Origin of the sequence: Streptococcus sp. oral taxon 061, from assembly GCF_013394695.1 — a bacterium.
Lineage (GTDB): Bacteria > Bacillota > Bacilli > Lactobacillales > Streptococcaceae > Streptococcus.
The window spans coordinates 862,387-881,048 of the sequence record NZ_CP058258.1 but is presented as its reverse complement, the minus strand read 5'-3'; the positions used below and the strand labels follow the sequence as shown (position 1 = coordinate 881,048).

The 18,662-nt window shown below is 38.9% G+C and carries 12 protein-coding genes and 1 pseudogene; 2 read left to right on the top strand and 11 right to left on the bottom strand.

The genetic code is table 11. The features are described from left to right. Positions 1-46: 46 nt before the first annotated feature. The 5 genes and pseudogenes from HW271_RS04315 to HW271_RS04295 all read right to left on the bottom strand — a co-directional run bounded on the left by HW271_RS04315 (position 47) and on the right by HW271_RS04295 (position 10,966). A complete protein-coding gene (locus HW271_RS04315; protein WP_259274748.1) occupies positions 47-2,554 on the bottom strand; it encodes an LPXTG cell wall anchor domain-containing protein in 2,508 nt (835 codons plus the stop codon). 124 nt (positions 2,555-2,678) lie between these two features. Next, positions 2,679-3,176: a YkgJ family cysteine cluster protein gene (locus HW271_RS04310; protein ID WP_178894992.1), complete on the bottom strand. Its 498-nt coding sequence runs from the start codon at positions 3,174-3,176 to the stop codon at positions 2,679-2,681. Between the two features lie 90 nt (positions 3,177-3,266). Then, positions 3,267-6,917, bottom strand: coding sequence for a helicase-exonuclease AddAB subunit AddA (addA, locus tag HW271_RS04305; RefSeq protein WP_178894991.1), 3,651 nt, complete (start codon positions 6,915-6,917; stop codon positions 3,267-3,269). Further along, positions 6,914-10,165, bottom strand: a complete 3,252-nt coding sequence (gene rexB / locus HW271_RS04300) for an ATP-dependent nuclease subunit B (RefSeq protein WP_178895652.1) — start codon at positions 10,163-10,165, stop codon at positions 6,914-6,916. The genes addA and rexB overlap by 4 nt, the downstream gene beginning before the upstream one ends. A gap of 130 nt (positions 10,166-10,295) precedes the next feature. Next, positions 10,296-10,966 (bottom strand): annotated as a pseudogene (locus HW271_RS04295) (lysostaphin resistance A-like protein). 182 nt (positions 10,967-11,148) lie between these two features. Here HW271_RS04295 and HW271_RS04290 point away from each other — a divergent pair. After that, a complete protein-coding gene (locus tag HW271_RS04290; protein WP_178894990.1) occupies positions 11,149-11,958 on the top strand; it encodes a Cof-type HAD-IIB family hydrolase in 810 nt (269 codons plus the stop codon). 47 nt (positions 11,959-12,005) lie between these two features. Here HW271_RS04290 and HW271_RS04285 read toward each other — a convergent pair whose 3' ends face one another. The 6 genes from HW271_RS04285 to glmU form a co-directional block, all read right to left on the bottom strand. Continuing rightward, complete coding sequence (locus HW271_RS04285; RefSeq protein WP_178894989.1) at positions 12,006-12,266, bottom strand: SemiSWEET family transporter; 261 nt, start codon at positions 12,264-12,266, stop codon at positions 12,006-12,008. A gap of 46 nt (positions 12,267-12,312) precedes the next feature. Continuing rightward, positions 12,313-14,604, bottom strand: a complete 2,292-nt coding sequence (gene pcrA / locus HW271_RS04280; RefSeq protein WP_178894988.1) for a DNA helicase PcrA — start codon at positions 14,602-14,604, stop codon at positions 12,313-12,315. Positions 14,605-14,721: 117 nt separating this feature from the next. Further along, positions 14,722-15,417: a 5'-methylthioadenosine/adenosylhomocysteine nucleosidase gene (locus HW271_RS04275; RefSeq protein ID WP_178894987.1), complete on the bottom strand. Its 696-nt coding sequence runs from the start codon at positions 15,415-15,417 to the stop codon at positions 14,722-14,724. 11 nt (positions 15,418-15,428) lie between these two features. Beyond that, positions 15,429-15,740 (bottom strand): cell wall synthase accessory phosphoprotein MacP, encoded by a 312-nt coding sequence (gene macP, locus HW271_RS04270; protein WP_016465808.1) that lies wholly within the window; start codon positions 15,738-15,740, stop codon positions 15,429-15,431. A gap of 11 nt (positions 15,741-15,751) precedes the next feature. Beyond that, positions 15,752-16,297, bottom strand: a complete 546-nt coding sequence (locus HW271_RS04265; protein ID WP_178894986.1) for an NUDIX hydrolase — start codon at positions 16,295-16,297, stop codon at positions 15,752-15,754. Positions 16,298-16,306: 9 nt separating this feature from the next. After that, the gene (glmU, locus tag HW271_RS04260) at positions 16,307-17,686 is read right to left on the bottom strand and encodes a bifunctional UDP-N-acetylglucosamine diphosphorylase/glucosamine-1-phosphate N-acetyltransferase GlmU (RefSeq protein WP_178894985.1); all 1,380 of its coding nucleotides are present in this window, start codon (positions 17,684-17,686) and stop codon (positions 16,307-16,309) included. Positions 17,687-17,843: 157 nt separating this feature from the next. On the opposite strand from glmU, the gene HW271_RS04255 reads away from it, so the two are divergent. Then, complete coding sequence (locus HW271_RS04255) at positions 17,844-18,644, top strand: glycoside hydrolase family 25 protein (RefSeq protein WP_178894984.1); 801 nt, start codon at positions 17,844-17,846, stop codon at positions 18,642-18,644. Positions 18,645-18,662: the final 18 nt, after the last annotated feature.

Sequence of the window (18,662 nt, the reverse complement as noted above, 5' to 3'; positions counted from 1 at the left end):
TAGACTATGTTAAAAAGCCATCCAATTTAGATGGCTTTTTATAGAACTATTCACTTAATTCTTTGTTTTTTTTACTTTTTTTGAAAAGTGAAATACCAAATATTCCAGCTATAATAGCAAGAAGATTCATAATTAATGGCGAATCAGAAGTACCTGTATTTGGTAACTGAGCTTTTTCATGAGCTACTTTTTGCTCAGAAGATTGAACTTTATCTTGTTGAATAGGTTTCGGTGTTTCTTCTGATTTGCTTCCTGGATCTGGAGTTGGCTCTGGATTTGGGGTTGGTTTCGGATCTGGAGTTGGCTCTGGATTTGGGGTTGGTTTCGGATCTGGAGTTGGCTCTGGATCTGGGGTTGGTTTAGGATCTGGAGTTGGCTCTGGATTTGGAGTTGGCTCTGGATCTGGAGTTGGCTCTGGATCTGGGGTTGGTTTCGGATCTGGAGTTGGCTCTGGATCTGGAGTTGGCTCTGGATCTGGAGTCGGTTTTGGATCTGGGGTTGGCTCTGGATCTGGAGTTGGTTTCGGATCTGGGGTTGGTTCTGGATCTGGGGTTGGTTTCGGATCTGGAGTTGGCTCTGGATCTGGGGTTGGTTTCGGATCTGGAGTTGGCTCTGGATTTGGAGTTGGCTCTGGATCTGGAGTTGGTTCTGGATCTGGAGTTGGTTTCGGATCTGGAGTTGGCTCTGGATCTGGAGTTGGCTCTGGATCTGGAGTTGGTTTCGGATCTGGAGTTGGCTCTGGATCTGGGGTTGGTTTCGGATCTGGAGTTGGCTCTGGATTTGGAATTGGCTCTGGATCTGGAGTTGGCTCTGGATCTGGAGTTGGCTCTGGATCTGGAGTTGGCTCTGGATCTGGGGTTGGTTTCGGATCTGGAGTTGGCTCTGGATCTGGAGTTGGCTCTGGATCTGGGGTTGGTTTAGGATCTGGAGTTGGCTCTGGATCTGGGGTTGGTTTAGGATCTGGAGTTGGTTCTGGATCTGGCTCCTTCTCATACTCATAAATAACATGAGTTGTACCTTCTTTTAACTGACCTGTTTCAGGTGCAGATGTTGAAGAAACACCAACTAGATTGTATTTTTTACCATCTACAGTGATAGAAGACGGACGCTCATCTGCGTTTTCAGCAGCATTGTAGGTCACAAGATTTCCATCAGATCCATAAATAGAAGTTAATGGTGTGTCTTTATATGTTTCCTTGATAGATTGATTTGTTCCTTTGATAACATAATCCACCACTACATCTCCATAGTGAAGCGTAGAAACATCCTGGTCAGCCATATCTTCAAATTCTGAAGCATAGTATTTAACAGCAGGATTGTATTTCAAAGTAAAAGTTTTAACATAATTAAAGAAGGTCTCAGGATTAATATTAACATCATGAGGAATAGTTTTCCAGTCACCGTTATTTGGTGTGATATGAGTAGTTGGGTTTGAAACTGACCTAACTAGATGGTCATTCTGAACATAAGTATCATCTACTAAGCTTGGATTAGCTAGGGCGCCATAAGTCATTTTCCCATTGCTATCTGGATAATATGGTTGAATTCGATGATATTCTTCTAGACTTTGGCAACCTTCTTCAAATGAACCAACCCCACCTTCTTGAGAACATTTCCAAGCAAATCTCGCGTCGATTGGTAAGTACTTGATCTTCTTAGCTTCCTCCAAGGGTACGGTTACAGATACTCGAAGAGCAGTTGATCTCAATGTTTTTGAACTGACAGCATATAAATTAACAGTTCCATCACCGAAATCATAATCTTGCATATCTACAATAGATGGTTTCTTACCCGCTGCTAGTTCCTCAGCAGTTGGAACAATCGCATCCCAATCAGAATACGCATCATATTCATCATACTTAAGCTCTTTCATTGGAACATTGACATCTACAGGATTTTCATTAGCATCACGTGTTCCAATCAAAGTGAAATCAGCCTTTGCACCTGCAATTTTAGGAATACGAACACGAATGTCACGGACTGTTTGGCCACGATCACTTGAGTGCATTCCTTTGAAGGATACAGTGTAATTGTAGACTACACTTTTACCATCTTCACTAAAATGTGCTGGAAGTCCTTCAACATTGACGTAACCACCTTCATCAATGATATTGCTACCATCTGGTTCCCAACTAGCGCCTGGGACAGAGCCTGTTGAAGTCCCAGAAGGAGAGGTTGAATCTTCTTTCCCGCCAGTTGTAGCTTCGCTATTAGTTGAGATTTCTTCAGTTTTTGGTGAGGAAGCATTGGCACCCTCTTCGTCTGATTTCAGTGAGGTGTCACTAGTAGGGTCTGGTGCAACCATAGTTTTTGGTGAGGAAGCATTGGCACCCTCTTCGTCTGATTTTAGTGATGTGTCACTAGTAGGGTCTGGTGCAACCTTATTGTCTGCTGAAGAAGTGTTCTCAGCATCAGTTGAATTAGTAATACCTGGTGTCACTGAAACATTTGCTGGTTCGCTATTAGTTTCATCAGCTTGAACCACTGACTGTGATACCAGATTTAGAACAAAAACAGACATTGTGATAATGCCAAATTTAGTGAGTTTTTTCATTCACTTTTTCTCCTTATATGAAAGGGATCATGCATAAGCAAAATCCGATAGATTGATAATTTTTTCACATACATTATACCATGTAAACGCTTAATTGACAAACAATTACCTAATAAAGACTCCTTCATTCGGTTTTTTCTCTTAATTTCTCAACGAAGAGATAGGCCGCAGGACAGGTTAAAGTGTTTTTGATAGTCAGATTATTGATTTGATAAATCTTTTTTCGGTCGGTATGTGGAAATTCTCTACAAGCCTTAGGACGAACATCATATATAGAACATAGATTATCGTCACCTAGAAATGGACATGGCATTGACTTAAAGACCTTATCACCGTCTTCATCAACTTGGAGAAATTCGTCTTCGAAGGCTGGTAATTTCATTTTAAAGTACTTGGCAATGCGAGTTATATCAGCTTCTTTAAAGTCAGGACCAAGAGTTTTACAACAATTGGCACAGGCTGTACAATCAATTTCCTCAAAAACCTCTTGGTGAATCTCAAGTGCAATCTTATCCAAATTTTTAGGAGCTTTCTTCTTTAGGTTTCCTAGAAATTTTCTGTGTTCCTTTTGTTTTTGTAGCGCTAATTGATGATAATATTCAATATCGATTTCTTTTGACATAGATTCTTTTACATCCTTTTCTGCAACTAGTATACCATAACTGAAAATAAATAAAAACTACTGTCAAGTATGACAATAGTTTTTACAAGATTAGTTCACCTCGACCACTTCAACCATATCTTTGCCAAGCAAAATCAGATATTTTTCAACCTTGTCTATTTGATAAGAACGGGATAAGGCTTCTGCATATAGAGATAATTGACCTCTATAACGTTCAATCAGTTGACTTGGATATTCATAATGATCTGTCTTGTAGTCAAAAAGAACAATTTTATCCTCATAAACTAGATAACCATCTAAAATTCCACGGACAACAAAGTCTTCCTGACTCTTAGCATCTCTTTTTAACATAGAGAAGGGTTGTTCTCGATAAAGTTTATCTTGATTTTTAAGAATCTCTTGACCAAGAGCTGTATCAAAGAAAGACAAGATTTTATTAAGATTAACTTTATCTTTAACAGCAGGGCTTGCTTGCACTTGCTCTAAAGCCACCGTTAAAGTTTCTAATTTAGGTTCCTTATCAAGATTGATTCGCTGCATGAGTTCATGGGTAGCACTACCAATTTCAGCTCTAGTGACTTTTTCTGTCTTGGAGAAGTCTGGGAGTTCAAACTGAATAGTATTTTCTTTTGGTTTACTTTGACCAGCTACTACTACACCTTCCATATCCATGACTGGTTCATAAAACTTCTTAATCTGGCTTGGGGTCTGAACACTTGGGAGATTGATTGCTGCACGATGGATTTCATTATACACTTCCACTTCTTTCAGCATTTCTAAAGCTTCCTTAATGGTATCAGACTGACGGTTACTTGTCTGAGAAAGATCTTGGAGCTGGCTTTTAGTTTCCAATTTACCGATAGCTTCTTCTGTCAGTTGTTCTTCACCCTCGAAACGAACACTAAAGTGTAAGTCCTCTTTAGAAAAAGCTTGATAGATTGCCCAAATCCAGTCCTGGAAATTTTGAGCATCTAACCTGGTTTGACGTGTTAGGAGACCTTGCCCATTTGTCAGGTATTCTTTAGACTCCAACTTTTCCCTTGATCCCTTTCCGACTAGATAGAGTTTTTTCTCAGCACGAGTCATGGCTACATAAAGTAAACGCATCAACTCAGAATAGCTTGCTAATTGCAGCTCTTCCTCATTTTGAGTATAAGTCAAGCTTGGGATAGATAACTTAATCGATGATGGAAGATATTCCTCTTTTGCATTTGTAGCTACTCTAGCCACATACTTAAGACCTAGGCCATTTTTTCGACTTAGGATGACTTCAGACATGGAATCTTGCTTGTTAAATTGCTGATCAATATTGAGAATAAAGACATAAGGGAACTCAAGTCCCTTACTCTTATGAATACTCATAAGCTCCACAGCATCCTTAGGTGGAGCTACAGTGACGCTGGCAAGGTCATGCTTGGCTTCCAAGACTTGATCAATCATAGTTATGAAACGTGATAAGCCTTTAAAATTACTCTTTTCAAACTGGTCAGCTCGTAGGGCTAGGGCATAAAGGTTGGCCTGTCTAGCCTGACCATTTGGCAAAGCACCAACATAATCATAATAGAAACGTTCACTATAGATTTTCCAAATAAGGTCATAAAGCGAATGAGTTTTTGAGAACAAACGCCAAGAATTAACAGTTTCCAAGAAAAGGTTAAGCTTTTTATGGAGTTCAGATTTTATTAAATCCTTTTGGATACTAGTTTTTGCTTGAGCATTGACTAGTTTTTCATAAAAGTTCTCTTGAACCTTATCCTCAGAATTTTGAAGAGCTAGACGAGCCAATTCATCCTCATCGAAGCTAAACATCGGAGATTTCATTAGAGCAACCAAAGCAAAGTCTTGAAGAGGGTTGTGGATGACACGAAGAGTATCCAACATCACCTGGACTTCTAGGGATTGCAAATAGTTTGCTTGAGCGCCATCTGTCTTGACTGGAATCCCATACTCAGACAAGGCAAGTAATACCTGGTCATTCCGACTTCTGCTGGCAGTTAAGAGAGCCATGTCATTGAAAGGAACCCCTTTATCATTATGAAGATGCAATATCTCCTTAATGACCATTCGCATTTCACCAGTCAGTTTGTTGGTCGAAAACTCTTCCTCATCCTTAGAATCACTGTCAACATCCTTATCATACAAGAGGACTTCTGCCTTGTTTTCTGAATCTGGCTGTAAATCAGTATATCCGAAAACAAGTTGATGCATGCCGTCATAAGATATCTCTCCAACTTCCTCATCCATGAGATGCTTAAAGACATCGTTCGTAGCATCAAGAACTTCAGAACTACTACGGAAGTTTTCCTTGAGCAGTATTAACTGACCTTCTTTGCCATCCTGAGCAAAGCTGTGGAATTTTTCATTGAAGATTTGGGGATCTGCCTGTCTAAAACGATAAATAGACTGCTTAATGTCACCCACCATAAAACGATTATGACCGTTTGAGAGGAGTTCTAGCATTCTTTCCTGGATATGGTTGGTATCTTGGTACTCATCAACCATGACTTCATGGAAGCGTTCCTGATACTCTTGACGAACCTGTGGGAAGTTTTCCAAAATCTCAATGGTATAGTGGCTAATATCAGCAAATTCGAAGGCATTTTCTTCGCGTTTTCGTTGTCGATAGGCATCAACAAAATCTCTCATGAACACTTGGAATGTCTTTGCCAAGTCCCAGGACTCTTGATGATACTCTTCCTGGAATTTTAGTAAAGTGATTTGATCATTGAGTGCAATCAGCTTCTCAAATTTTGCTTTTCTCTCTTGGTTGTAGGTTTCTTTCAAGTCTTGCAGTTCGGCCTTACGACTAGCATTTGTAAGAGCACGACCTCCCTTATCCTTAGAGATACTAACAACTCGTTCTAAAACTTCTTGGTATTGATTAAAAGTTGATTCGTTGGTTAAAGCTCCGATTTCATCAAGAACTTGTTGAACAGATTCTAAATAAGCTGCTTTACCAAATTCCTTGGCATCATTATCCAAATGGTAACGGAAAAAGCTTTCTAAATTCCAGAGTTTCTCCTTTATATCGTCTACAAGGTTTTCTTTAGCAACTGTAAAATCAGCCTTTTCAAAACCTTTTAGGAAAGATTCCTCTAGCCAAGCCTGAGGATTGCTAGTAGATTGCAAAAAATCATAAATCATATAGACCTGTTTACGTAGTCCACGCGCATCTTTACTCCTACCAGCAAAGTTCTTGACCAATCGACTAAAATCATCTTTCTCCTTGTCTTGGTAATGACTTTCAAAAACTTGTCGAAAAACCTCATTTTTTAAGAGAAGTTGTTCACTTTCATTCTCAAGAATCCGAAAGTTTGGGGCGAGGTCAATCAGATAACCATGTTTAGCCAGGAACTTCTGAGTAAAAGAGTCCATAGTTCCGATGGCAGCGTTTGGTAAATCAGCTAATTGTCTTCCAAGATGTTTTTTTAGCTCCAAATTTTGAGTCTCTTGGATTTGTTGGCTGATTTTCTTTTCCAAGCGTTCTTTTAACTCGGTGGCTGCCTTTACCGTAAAGGTTGAAATAAAGAGTTGGCGAATTTCTACTCCACGCGCTAGTTGATCAAGAATTCGTTCAGCCATGACAAAGGTTTTTCCTGAGCCAGCTGATGCTGAAACCAGAATGTTTTTACCAGAACTGTAGATAGCTTGAATTTGCTCAGCGGTTTTCTTTGGTTTCTTGTCAGAATGAGCTTCTGCTACTTGCAACTCTTCAACCTCTTCTTGGGATAAAAATTTCATCGTTCCAACTCCTCTCTAATTTTATTAAACCAAGCTTCCTTGTCATTACTCTTAGCAACCTTATCTAAGAATCTAGCTTGACCTAGATGGTAATTGGCTTCAAATCCTGTAATAGCTTGATATTGTTGAACATATGGGGTAATACTTCTTCCGTCTTCTGTGTATGGATTGATAGCAAATTGGCCAGATAAAATCTTCTCTGCTGCCTTTTTGTAGATAAGGGCGTTGTAGTCCAGTAATAACTGGAATTCCTCATCAGACAACTGATAGGTCTTGTTTTTATTGTAAAGTTCCCCAAGGTTCGTTATCTCTTTTTCGAGAAATAGCCCTTGATATTTCATACTCTTAGTCGTTTCTGCTAAAGCCTTTGAAAGAGTTTTATTGGCTTGTAAGGACTGAATCGGTTCAGCCATCACTAAATACATAGCTCCAAAGAAATCTTTATTTCCTTCTTTCTTAAGAGCAGCCAAGTATGTTGGCAATTGTGAGTTTAGACCGTTAAAAAAGAGAGGAAAGTTAAATTGAGTTAGAGAAGATTTGTAGTCTACAACACCAATAGCTTCACTGGTCTTTAATCGATCGATACGGTCAACTTTCCCACGGACATAGACATTTCTGCCGTTATCTAACTGAACAAAGGCTTGTTCCTTGCCACCAAAGACTGCCTCTTCTTGAATCGTTTCAATCTCAGAATTGTGACGAAGGATGCGACCTGTTGCACGCGCAACATCCAAAAGAACTTCCTTGGTGAATTGAGCTTCTAAACTTTCTTGATAAATAGCTTGAAACTCTCTTTCCTGACTAGTTTCAGAAATGGCTTGTTCTAAACGTCGGTCAAAAGATTCATTAGTTGGAAGTTTCATTGCTCGTTCAAAAATACGATGCAAGAAATTCCCGTGACTTCGTGCATCAGGACGGAGACGCAATTCTTCCTGCAAGCCTAAGACATAACGAAGGTAATAACTATATTCATTTCGATAAAACTCCGTTAATCCCGAAGTTGATAGATAAAAATCTTGGTTTTGAGGATACAAGGCATCTAAAGTATCTGCTGCTAAAGTCTTACTTCGTGGACTTGTAGGCAGGACTGGATTTTCTAAACCTTGGTCTTCCAACTTTCTCCCCATAACACGAGCTAAAACTTTAACAAAGGTTAAGTCTTGTTCACTTGTCTCCATCTCACCTTGCTGATGATAGGCAACAAGACTAGACAAAAGACTGTGATAAGAACCAATATCATCCTTTGATAGGTTTTTTCGATCAATTCTCTTTTCAATCTTGCTAAAACCAAAATCCTGTAATTCTTTCAGATAAACCGACTCTTTACTCTCATTTTCATTGAGTAAACTTGGCGCTGATAAGACTAATTGCTTCTTAGCAGAGTTGACCAAAGAAAGCATGGTGTAGCGATTTTTCTTGAGGTTTTCTTGACTTGCAATCAGTAATTGAGAACCTTCTTGGGTTGCTCGGTTCAGCACTTCCCTTTCTTCATCGCTCAATAAACTAGTGTTTTGAGCAATTTTAGGCAAGTGATCTTGAGTTAAGCCAAGTGCATAGATGTAATCAGCTGTCAAAGGCGCAATCAAATCATAACTTTGCACCAGAACAGTATCTACCGTTGCTGGGATCGTACGATAATTTGATAAGGACATTCCTGAATGAAGAAGAGCCAAGAAATCATCCAAAGTGACCTGAGAACTTTCAAATACAGTTGCAAATTGCTCCATGACATGACAAAAAGCCTTCCAGACCTCCTCTTGTCTTTCTTGTTCCGCCACTTCCATTGTTGCAGAGAAGATTTGCAGTTGCTTAGTCACAAAGGAATCCTTCAAAAAGTTCTTCCATTTTGCAAGGATATTTTCAGACTTTTGTTTACGACTGGATAATAGAGTTTCTAGTGGGCTTACAATGCGAACACGAAGCTCATTTAATTTGACCAAATCAAATTTTTCACGATGATTTTTTGTAAACTCTTGTTTAAAACTAGAGAGACCATCAATGCCTAGATAACGAAGATATTGCTCAAAACTATCGATTTCCTCTTGACTAAGGTCGGTATATAAGCCGGTTCGTAAGAGATTAATCAAATCTTCCTGACGGAAATAGTAACGTTTGAGACGTCCGATGGATTCTACGAATTGAGACAAAGGATGATGAGCCATAGACTCACTCTTACCCAAATAGAAGGGAATCTGATATTGATTAAAAATTGTCTGCAAGGACAGTTTATAGGACTCTACATCTCCTAGTAGAATACGAAAATTCTTATAACTCAGTTCTGGTTCTTGGTGCAATTTCTGGCGAATGCTGCGAGCAACTAGCTCCAGCTCTTCTTTTTGTGTCAGACAAGACCAGATTTGCAAGTCTTCTCTATCCTTAGCATCCACTTCCAAACTGATTTCAGAATAATCATAAGCACTTTCCAGTAATTTTGAAGCCTTGGCAAAAGCATCAACATTTTTATGTTCTTGACATGCGTCTTCTGCCTTGGTCTGATATTTAAAAGCTAACTGACGTAAAAACTCAACACTGGCTTGATAGAGGTTGCCTTCAATAAAAGGACTTGTATAAGCTTTTTTAGTCGCATAAACACCAATAACAATCTCAACACCCTTACGATAAAGTAGATCCACTAGGTGTTCCTCTTCCGCAGAAAAACGAGTAAAACCATCAATGACTAAGGCAATCTGACTAAAATCACTGCTTACTTTATTTTCTTCGATAGCATTGATCAGATAGGTTAATGGACTCCCTTGCGAAACTTGACATTGATTGAGATAAGCTGCTACCTTTTCAAAAATCAAGAGTAAATCAAAACGTTTATCAGCGTCAGATAGACTTTCTAAATCCAAAAAGCTCATCTTCGCAGTTGTCATTTCATGATAAATCTCAATCAGTTGTTCGATGAATTGCGGATCTTGCTTAATAGCCCCGTAAACACGCAAATCCTTAGCGTCTATCTCAGACAAACATTTATAGAAAGCCATACCCAGACCAATATCATCGAGATTTGACTTCGCGGGTATATCGTTTAAAACCAAATAACGAGCCATTTGAGCAAAGCGCGTGACTGTGATCGCAAAAGAAGCCTGCTGACTCAAGCACTCTAGCACGGCGCGTTCCTTTTCAAAAGAAAGAGAGTTAGGGGCGATATAAAAGACTCGTTTGCCTTGGTCAACTAGTCCTTGAGCCTCCTTGGTTAGGATTTCTGTCAAAGAAGTCCGAGTATCGGTATAAAGTAGTTTCATCTCTGCCTCATTTGTTTTTGTCATTACCTTTTATTATATCATTTTTTAAGTCAAAACAGATTGATATAAAGCCCTAATTTTAACCTGTCCCATATCAAAAAAGTCGGAATAAACTCCGACTTTTTAGTATTTACCTACCAGAAAACAAGAGTACCCATAATTCCCAAAATGCAGCAATATTAATCATGATATGGAGCAAAATGGGATAATAGAGAGAGTGAGTTTTTCGGTAGAGGAATGCTACAATCGCTCCTCCGCTTGCATAGGTGAAAAAGGCAAGTGGTGTTATACCATCAGAAACATGCACATAGCCAAAGACACAGGCTGATAGTAAAACATCTCCATACCAAGGTGAATCTTTCAAAAATGTATTCATCAGAACTCCTCGATATACCAATTCTTCTGTAATTGGTCCTAGCAGACAAACAATAAGTAAAAGATAAGGTAACTCTTGTCGCCCTGTCATCTCAGTCAATTCATTTAAAGCGATTTGATTGAACGTTGCTGGGGTTAAAAAAGAAAACACAATATCTGAAAGATAACTGACTCCATAAGCAAGAAGCAAATAAACTGGATATCTCCATTTCCACTTCAACTCAAGCATTTTTCTACCTTCGAATACTAGTAAATATAGCATAGCTAGAAGAATAACGATAAACTCTAAAAAAGCAAGAATTTGAAAAATTCTCGACTAGCAGCTACAAATCTAGCTGTAAAGTGATTAAAAATCCACCAAAACCAAGTCTTCCTATAAATGATTAGAAACAAGGCTAGTAAAATCTGTACTGTTCTTCTTTTCATGATAAGACCTCTGCTTTTTTATACTTTACTCTATAATATTAAACGCTCGCAAATTTAGTATATCATATTTTTGTTATCTATCTAGTAAAAATCCTAAAAAGAAATGGCATTTCACTTAGCTTTAGACTTATTTGCCTCAAAATATGCTATAATATAGGCAAAACACGTAAAAAGGAAATACTATGATTAAATTACTTGCCCTAGATATGGATGGTACTCTTCTCAACGAAGCCAAGGAAATTCCTCAGGCTCATATTGATGCTATTCATAAGGCTATCGAAAAAGGTGTTAAACTGGTTCTATGTACTGGTCGTCCTCTCTTTGGAGTTCTTCCCTACTATAAAAAACTAGGTCTTGATTTGCAGAATGAATACGTCATCGTCAATAATGGATGTTCTACCCACCAAACCAGTGACTGGGGCCTTGTTGACTGGCGGGAACTTAGCAAATCTGACATCGAATACCTGAATGAACTTGCTGAAAAGAGTGAGGTCCAGTTGACTCTCTTTGACGAGCAACACTACTTCGTTCTCGGAGGCAAACCAAATCCTATCGTTCAATATGATGCTACACTTGTCTTTGCTGACCTGACTGAAATCTCACTGGAAGAAGCTACTAGCGGTAAGTACCGTATGTTTCAGGGTATGTTCTTAGGTACAAAAGAACAAACGGATGACTTTGAACAACGTTTCGCTGAAGAACTTTGTCAAAAATTTAGCGGTGTTCGTTCACAACCAGTGATTTATGAGGCAATGCCACTCAGTACAACTAAGGCTTCTGCTCTTTCTCGTTTGGCTGAGATTTTGGATATCAAACCTTCTGAAATCATGGCCATGGGTGATGCTAATAACGACATTGAAATGTTGGAGTTTGCTGGTCTTGGGATTGCTATGGGAAATGCCAGTGATTACGTCAAATCTATCGCTGATGATGTAACAAGTAGCAATGAAGAAGAGGGCGTTGCACGCGCTATTGAGAAATATATTTTGTAAATAAATAAAAGCAACTAGCTGAACATTCTGCTAATTGCTTTTTATTTTTAGAACAAAGCAGTCAATGCAGTTATAGTCCCTAAAATTATCCCAGGGATATTTGCTGCAACAATAGGGATATCTCTCTCTTCCTTAAAGAAGCCATAGTAACACCAGAGGCAACAGTTTAAAGCTGCAACTGCTGGTTGGATAAAATTCCCCTTATGACCTGCTAGATTATCTAAAATTTGTGGAATATAAGAAACATACATCATAATGGACATAAAAGTTGCAATCCAACCAACGATTTTCATTTGTTTTTCAGACATTTATTCTCCTTTTTCTGTCTAACTATATCTTTTTAACATATTTGACTTAAGCTTTTTTCTCAATCGGTGCTACGCTGGCTAAGAGTTTTTTGAGACCAACCTCTGGAAAATTGATTTTCAGTTCCTGTGTTGATCCACTGCCTGAAACTTCCAGAACAGTTCCTTCGCCCCATTTTTTATGAAGGGCAATATCCCCAACAGACCAGATTGTATCACTAGAATCTTGCTTATTCCCAGCCACAAATTGTCCAAATGGTAAACCACTTGATTGGATCGATGTAGGAGAAGCATTCCGTTTTCGTTCTTGAAGAGCCTGAGCTAGACTCATTCCCTTACCAAATGCTGTTCCTCCACTACTATAAGACGCTTTAAAACTTGTATTAGCCGGACGTGCTAATCCTTGATAGGTCAACAAATCTGAACTAATCTCGTTGATAAAACGGGTTGGACGATTATAACTAGTACGCCCAAAAAGCAAACGTGAGTTAGCATTAGTCAGATAAAGAATTTTCTCGGCGCGCGTGATTCCTACATAGGCGAGACGACGTTCTTCTTCTAATTCATCTGGATCTTCAGAGGCACGACTAAGCGGAAAGACATTCTCCTCCATCCCGATGATAAAGACAACAGGAAACTCAAGCCCTTTGGCAGCGTGAAGAGTCATCAAGGTTACTTCAGATGTCTCCTGACTACCTGAGTCCGTATCTGCTATCAAAGCCAAGTCGTTCAGGAATCGACTAAGTTTATCTAGTCCTGTTTCCTCTTCGTCACTTTCAGGATTATCATCGAAGTTTTTTGTGACAGAGAGGAACTCCTCGATATTTTCAACCCGGGCCTTGCTCTCCAAGGTTGCTTGGGCATTCAGAATATCAACATAGCCTGTTTTTTCTAATACTGCTTCTACCAACTCAGTGATTGAAAGTCGATCAAGTTGTTCCCTCAAATCGAGTATCATATTTGCAAAGTCCCAAATAGACTGAGCTGCTTTTCCTTTGATTCCTGATAACATGATATTTGCTGAAGCATCTAGCATGGTCATTTCTTGCGAATTAGCAAAATCACGAATCTTCTCAACAGTACCTGGGCCAATTCCACGCTTGGGTTCATTGATGATACGCTCAAAACTGATATTATCACTTAGGTTGGCAATAAGATTGAGGTAAGCAATGATATCACGGATTTCCTTACGGCTGTAGAACTTGGTCCCTCCAACCATGGTATAAGGAATATTGGACTTGAGCAGGGCTTCCTCAATAGTACGGGATTGCGCATTAGTTCGATAAAGAACTGCAAAATCCTTGTGGAGGAAGTTGTGGCTACGACCAAGTTCATCGATGGTTTTAGCTACAAAGACAGCTTCATCCTGTTCATCATTAGCACGATAGTAAATAATCTGTTCTCCATCAGCATTTTGGGTCCAGAGATTTTTCGGACGACGATTGTTATTGTTTTTAATAACATCATTAGCTGCTTGAAGAATTGTCTTAGTTGAACGGTAATTTTCTTCTAGTAAAACCACCTTAGCATCAGGATAATCCTTTTCAAAATCGAGGATATTCTGCATATCAGCCCCACGCCATCCGTAAATAGACTGGTCAGCATCCCCAACTACACAGATATTTTTGAAGCGAGAAGCCAACAGTTTGACCAGTTGGTACTGGGCATGGTTGGTATCTTGGTACTCATCGACATGGATATATTGGAACTTTTGCTGGTAATAGGTCAAGACATCAGGATTTTGATCAAAGAGACGCAAAGTCAACATAATCAAATCATCAAAGTCAACCGATTCTGACTGACGAAGTTCTTTCTGATAGGCAGTATAACACTTAGCTACAATATCTGTATACAAGTCTCCTGCTTGAGAAGCGTATGCCTCATCATCTATCAAATCATTCTTAGCATTAGAAATGGTCCCCAAAATAGAGCGTTCATTCCATTTTTTAGGATCCAAGTTTAACTGCTTGAGAATGCGTTTCATCAATGTTCGCTGCTCACCTGGATCGATGATAGTAAAATTACGATTGTAGCCAATATGGTCTGCATCACGACGTAAGATACGAACACACATAGAGTGAAAGGTCGCTATCAAACAATCCTGAGTAGCTGGATTGAGCCCATAGGCACGCTCCTTCATCTCGCGTGCTGCTTTATTAGTAAAGGTAATAGCTAAAATATTCCATGGATTAACCATCTTTTCATCAATCAAGTAAGCAATACGATGGGTCAAAACTCGTGTCTTACCGGAACCAGCCCCCGCCATAATAAGCAAGGGACCTTCTGTAGTCTGTACCGCTTCTGCTTGGCGGTCATTCATACCGTTTAATAAAGGGTTCATTTTCTCTTCCTATTCTTCAAATCAATGTTTCTATTATATCAAAAAAGACGGAAAATAACTCGAACTTCGACAAGCTTATTTTACAAAAAAAGAACACCAGCAAGTGTTCTTTTTGTTTTAATCATGAATTGATTCCAAGAGTGTCAAGAGTGCTTGCGCAGAGCGACGACCTGCTTCTACGATAAATTCATCAAAAGAAATAGAAGCTTCGTGGTTAGCATTATCACTCATAGCACGAACAACCAAGAATGGTAGTTCCAAGGCATTTGCTGCCTGAGCAATAGCTGCACCTTCCATCTCAACCGCGAGAACCTGAGGAAAATGTTCTTTAATAGCCTTGATCTTATCATCACCAGCTACAAAACTATCTCCAGTCGCAATCAAACCTAAATGCCAATTTTGATCAAGTTTAGATAAGCTCTCTTGAATCAAAGTAACAAACTCTTTGTCTGATTCAAAGTAAAGTGGTTGTTGGGCCATTTGACCGTATTCATAACCAAAAGCTGTCACATCAACATCGTGGTAGGCTAGTTTTTCAGCAATCACGACATCTCCTACTGAGATACCTTCAGCAAGAGCACCGGCCGAACCTGTATTGATGACAGCATCAACTCTAAAGTGATCAGCTAAGATTGCGACACTCATGGCAGCCATGACTTTTCCAATACCACTCTCCACTAATACAAGCTCAACAGCTCCAATCTTTCCAGTGTGATAAGTATTACCCAATACCATTTCTTCACTAGCATTCTCCAAGTGTTGAATCAGGTAGGCAAGTTCTTCTGGCATCGCTGCAATAATACCAATTTTCATGACATCCCCCATTAAATAAATCTCATTGCTAAAACTAGCAGAATCAAGAGAAGAATAACAGCAAATAGAATCTTATTCAATTTAGAGTTAAAGACATTTCTCTTGGTATTTTCGATTCGACGACTCTTATGGATTTGAGGTTCAACCTCAATCGTTAAAGTATCCTGACTAAATCCATGGTCACTTGAACGTGAAGCTCTATAATGTTGAGATGAAGTAGATAGTATCTTTGTCTCTTGATCATCTACTAAAGTGGGACCAGAGATGTCTTCACCACGATTAGCGCGTTCAATAATTTCGTCTGTTAATAAAGGTTTTCCCATGGGTTCCTCCCCTATTTTTCTTGTAATTCCCAGTACTGGATAGCCATGATAGTCTTGGCATCACAGATATCACCAGACTGGATCAGTTGTTTAGCTTCTTCAAGACTAACTTCAAGTAATTCTAAAGTTTCATCTTCATCCTGTGGACGTGGATTATTAACCTTTGTCAAATCACTTGCCGAATAAAGTTTTAATCGCTCATTACAGAAACCAATAGCAGAATAGAAATCATACAAAAGAGTCAGTTTTCCAGTGTAGGCAGCTTCTTCTTCTAATTCACGAAGAGCTGCTGCTTCTGGATCTGCATTTTCGCCGACTTCTAATTTTCCAGCAGGAATTTCGTAAGAAACTTTTTCAATCGCCTTGCGATATTGCTTCACTAAGACAATCTTGTTTTCTTGAGTAACTGCAAGAACACATACTGCACCGTTATGGAAAATCAAATCGCGTTGAGCCGTCCCTTTTCCTGAAGGAAGTTCAACCTGGTCTTGAACTAATTGGAAAATAGGACCTTTATAGATTTCTTTTCGACTAATCGTCTTCTCTTCAAATTCCATGGTTATCTCCTATTTGTTTTTAGGATGGTGAGGGAGACGAGTTGCATATTCGTCCTTATTAACTTGACGACCTCGCCCGATAGCAATTGCATCAGCAGGCACATCTTTAGTAATTGTTGAACCTGCACCAACAAGAGAGTTATCCCCTAGTTCTACCGGAGCGATGATCGTTGAATTAGATCCGACAAAGACATTGTTACCAATAGTTGTTTTAAACTTGTGTTGACCATCGTAATTTACAGTGATGGTTCCTGCACCAAAGTTGACGTCACTTCCAACTTCACAATTTCCAATGTAAGTCAAATGACCCGCTTTAGTATTTTCACCAATTGAAGAACCTTTTACTTCGACAAAGTTTCCGATATGAACATCTTTTGCCAAGCTAGAACCTGGACGAATATGAGCGTAAGGTCCAACTGTAACTCCATCTGCTACTGTGCTTTCTTCAATCATAGAATTGGTAATTACAGCACCAGAACCTACCGTACTATCAACGATATAAGTTCCATTCGTCAAAATAGTCTCTGAACCAATCTTACTAGAACCTTTGAGGGTTACATTCGCTTCAATTTGAACATCTGGAGCAATCTCAACATCCACATCAATATAAGTCGCATCTGGATTCACAAAACTAACACCATTGACCATGTGGGCTTGATTAATACGACGACGCATTACAGCTTCTGCTGTAGCAAGTGCGACACGGTCATTTACACCGAGACTTTCATCAAAGTCTTTCAAAGTATAAGCTCCAACTTTCTCACCAGCTTCACGGAAAATACCAATCACATCTGTGATATAGTATTCACCTTGAGCGTTGTTGGTATTGATATTCTTAAGTGCCTCAAAAAGACGAGCATTATCAAAAACATAAGTTCCTGTATTAATTTCTTTGATTTGTTTCTCAAAGTCAGTCGCGTCTTTTTGTTCAACAATACGGAGCACTTCAGCGTTGTCATTACGAACAATACGTCCATAACCAAATGGGTCATCAGCTTCTGCAGTTAAGATTGTAGCTACATTCTTGTGGTTTACATGGAAATCAATCAAGTTCTTTAAGCTTTCACCAGTGATTAAAGGTGTATCTCCAGCTATAACCAATGTTTGTCCAGAAAGACCTTCAAGAATTGGCTCAGCCATCATTACTGCATGACCAGTTCCCAATTGCTCAGACTGTCTCACAAAATCAGTTTGTCCGGCTAAAACTTGTTCAACTAGCTCTGCCTTATGCCCAACAACTGTAACAGTTTTTTTTGGGTTAATTGCACCTACACTACGAAAAACATGCTCAAGCATTGAAATTCCCGCAACCTTGTGCATAACCTTCGGTAAATCTGATTTCATACGGGTACCCTTACCCGCTGCTAAAATAATTGCATAATTTGCCATATTTTTCTCTTTTCTATAGAAATTCTTTATTATTATACCACATTTTAGTTCACGATACACAAATTTGATGAACTCAATACCACTCAAAAGACTGTCATTACTCAATTTTGAGTAAATATTTTGATTTTTTTCATTATTTACGATAAACTATAGAGGTATGAGAAAAAAAATTCATCCAGCTTTTATAGTTATTATATTTGCTGCTTTTATAGGACTCTTGATTCTCAATCGTCCACGATTCGAAGAACATCCTGTAAAAACCAAACAAAATCCAGTTCAAATAGAAACACAAGCTCTACATAACTTGGATAAGCCTATCATCGATATCTCTGGTTGGCAAAGACCGTCAGAGATCAACTATGATATTTTATCTAAAAACATCTCTGGTGCTATTGTTCGAGTCCACGGAGGAAATCAGATCACCACTGAGAACGATGCATCTTATACAAACGGTATTGATAAAGCTTATAAAAGTCATATCGCGGAGTTTCAAAAGAGAAATGTTCCAGTTGCTGTATATGCCTATGTATCTGGTAAAAGTATAGAGGATATGGAAAAAGCGGCGGAATCATTTTATAATTCAGCTTCGCCATACAATCCAAGTTACTATTGGTTAGATGTTGAAGAAAAAACAATGTCAGATATGAACCAAGGAGTAGAGGCATTTCGTGCTAAGTTAGAATCACTTGGAGCTAAGAATATTGGTATCTACATCGGTGTTTATTTCATGGAAGAACATAGCATCAGTACAGATAAGTTTTCTGCTATTTGGATTCCATCCTACGGACTTGACTCAGGCTACTTTGAAAGTTCACCAAATACAGACCTTGACTTTGATCTCCATCAATACACCTCAAAGGGTAAACTGGTTGGATTTGAACATCATCTTGACTTAAATCTTATTTCTTTATCAAAAGATAAGGAAGAGACGTTTAGAAAATTATTCTTAAAACCTTAAATTTATTTAGCAAGCCAG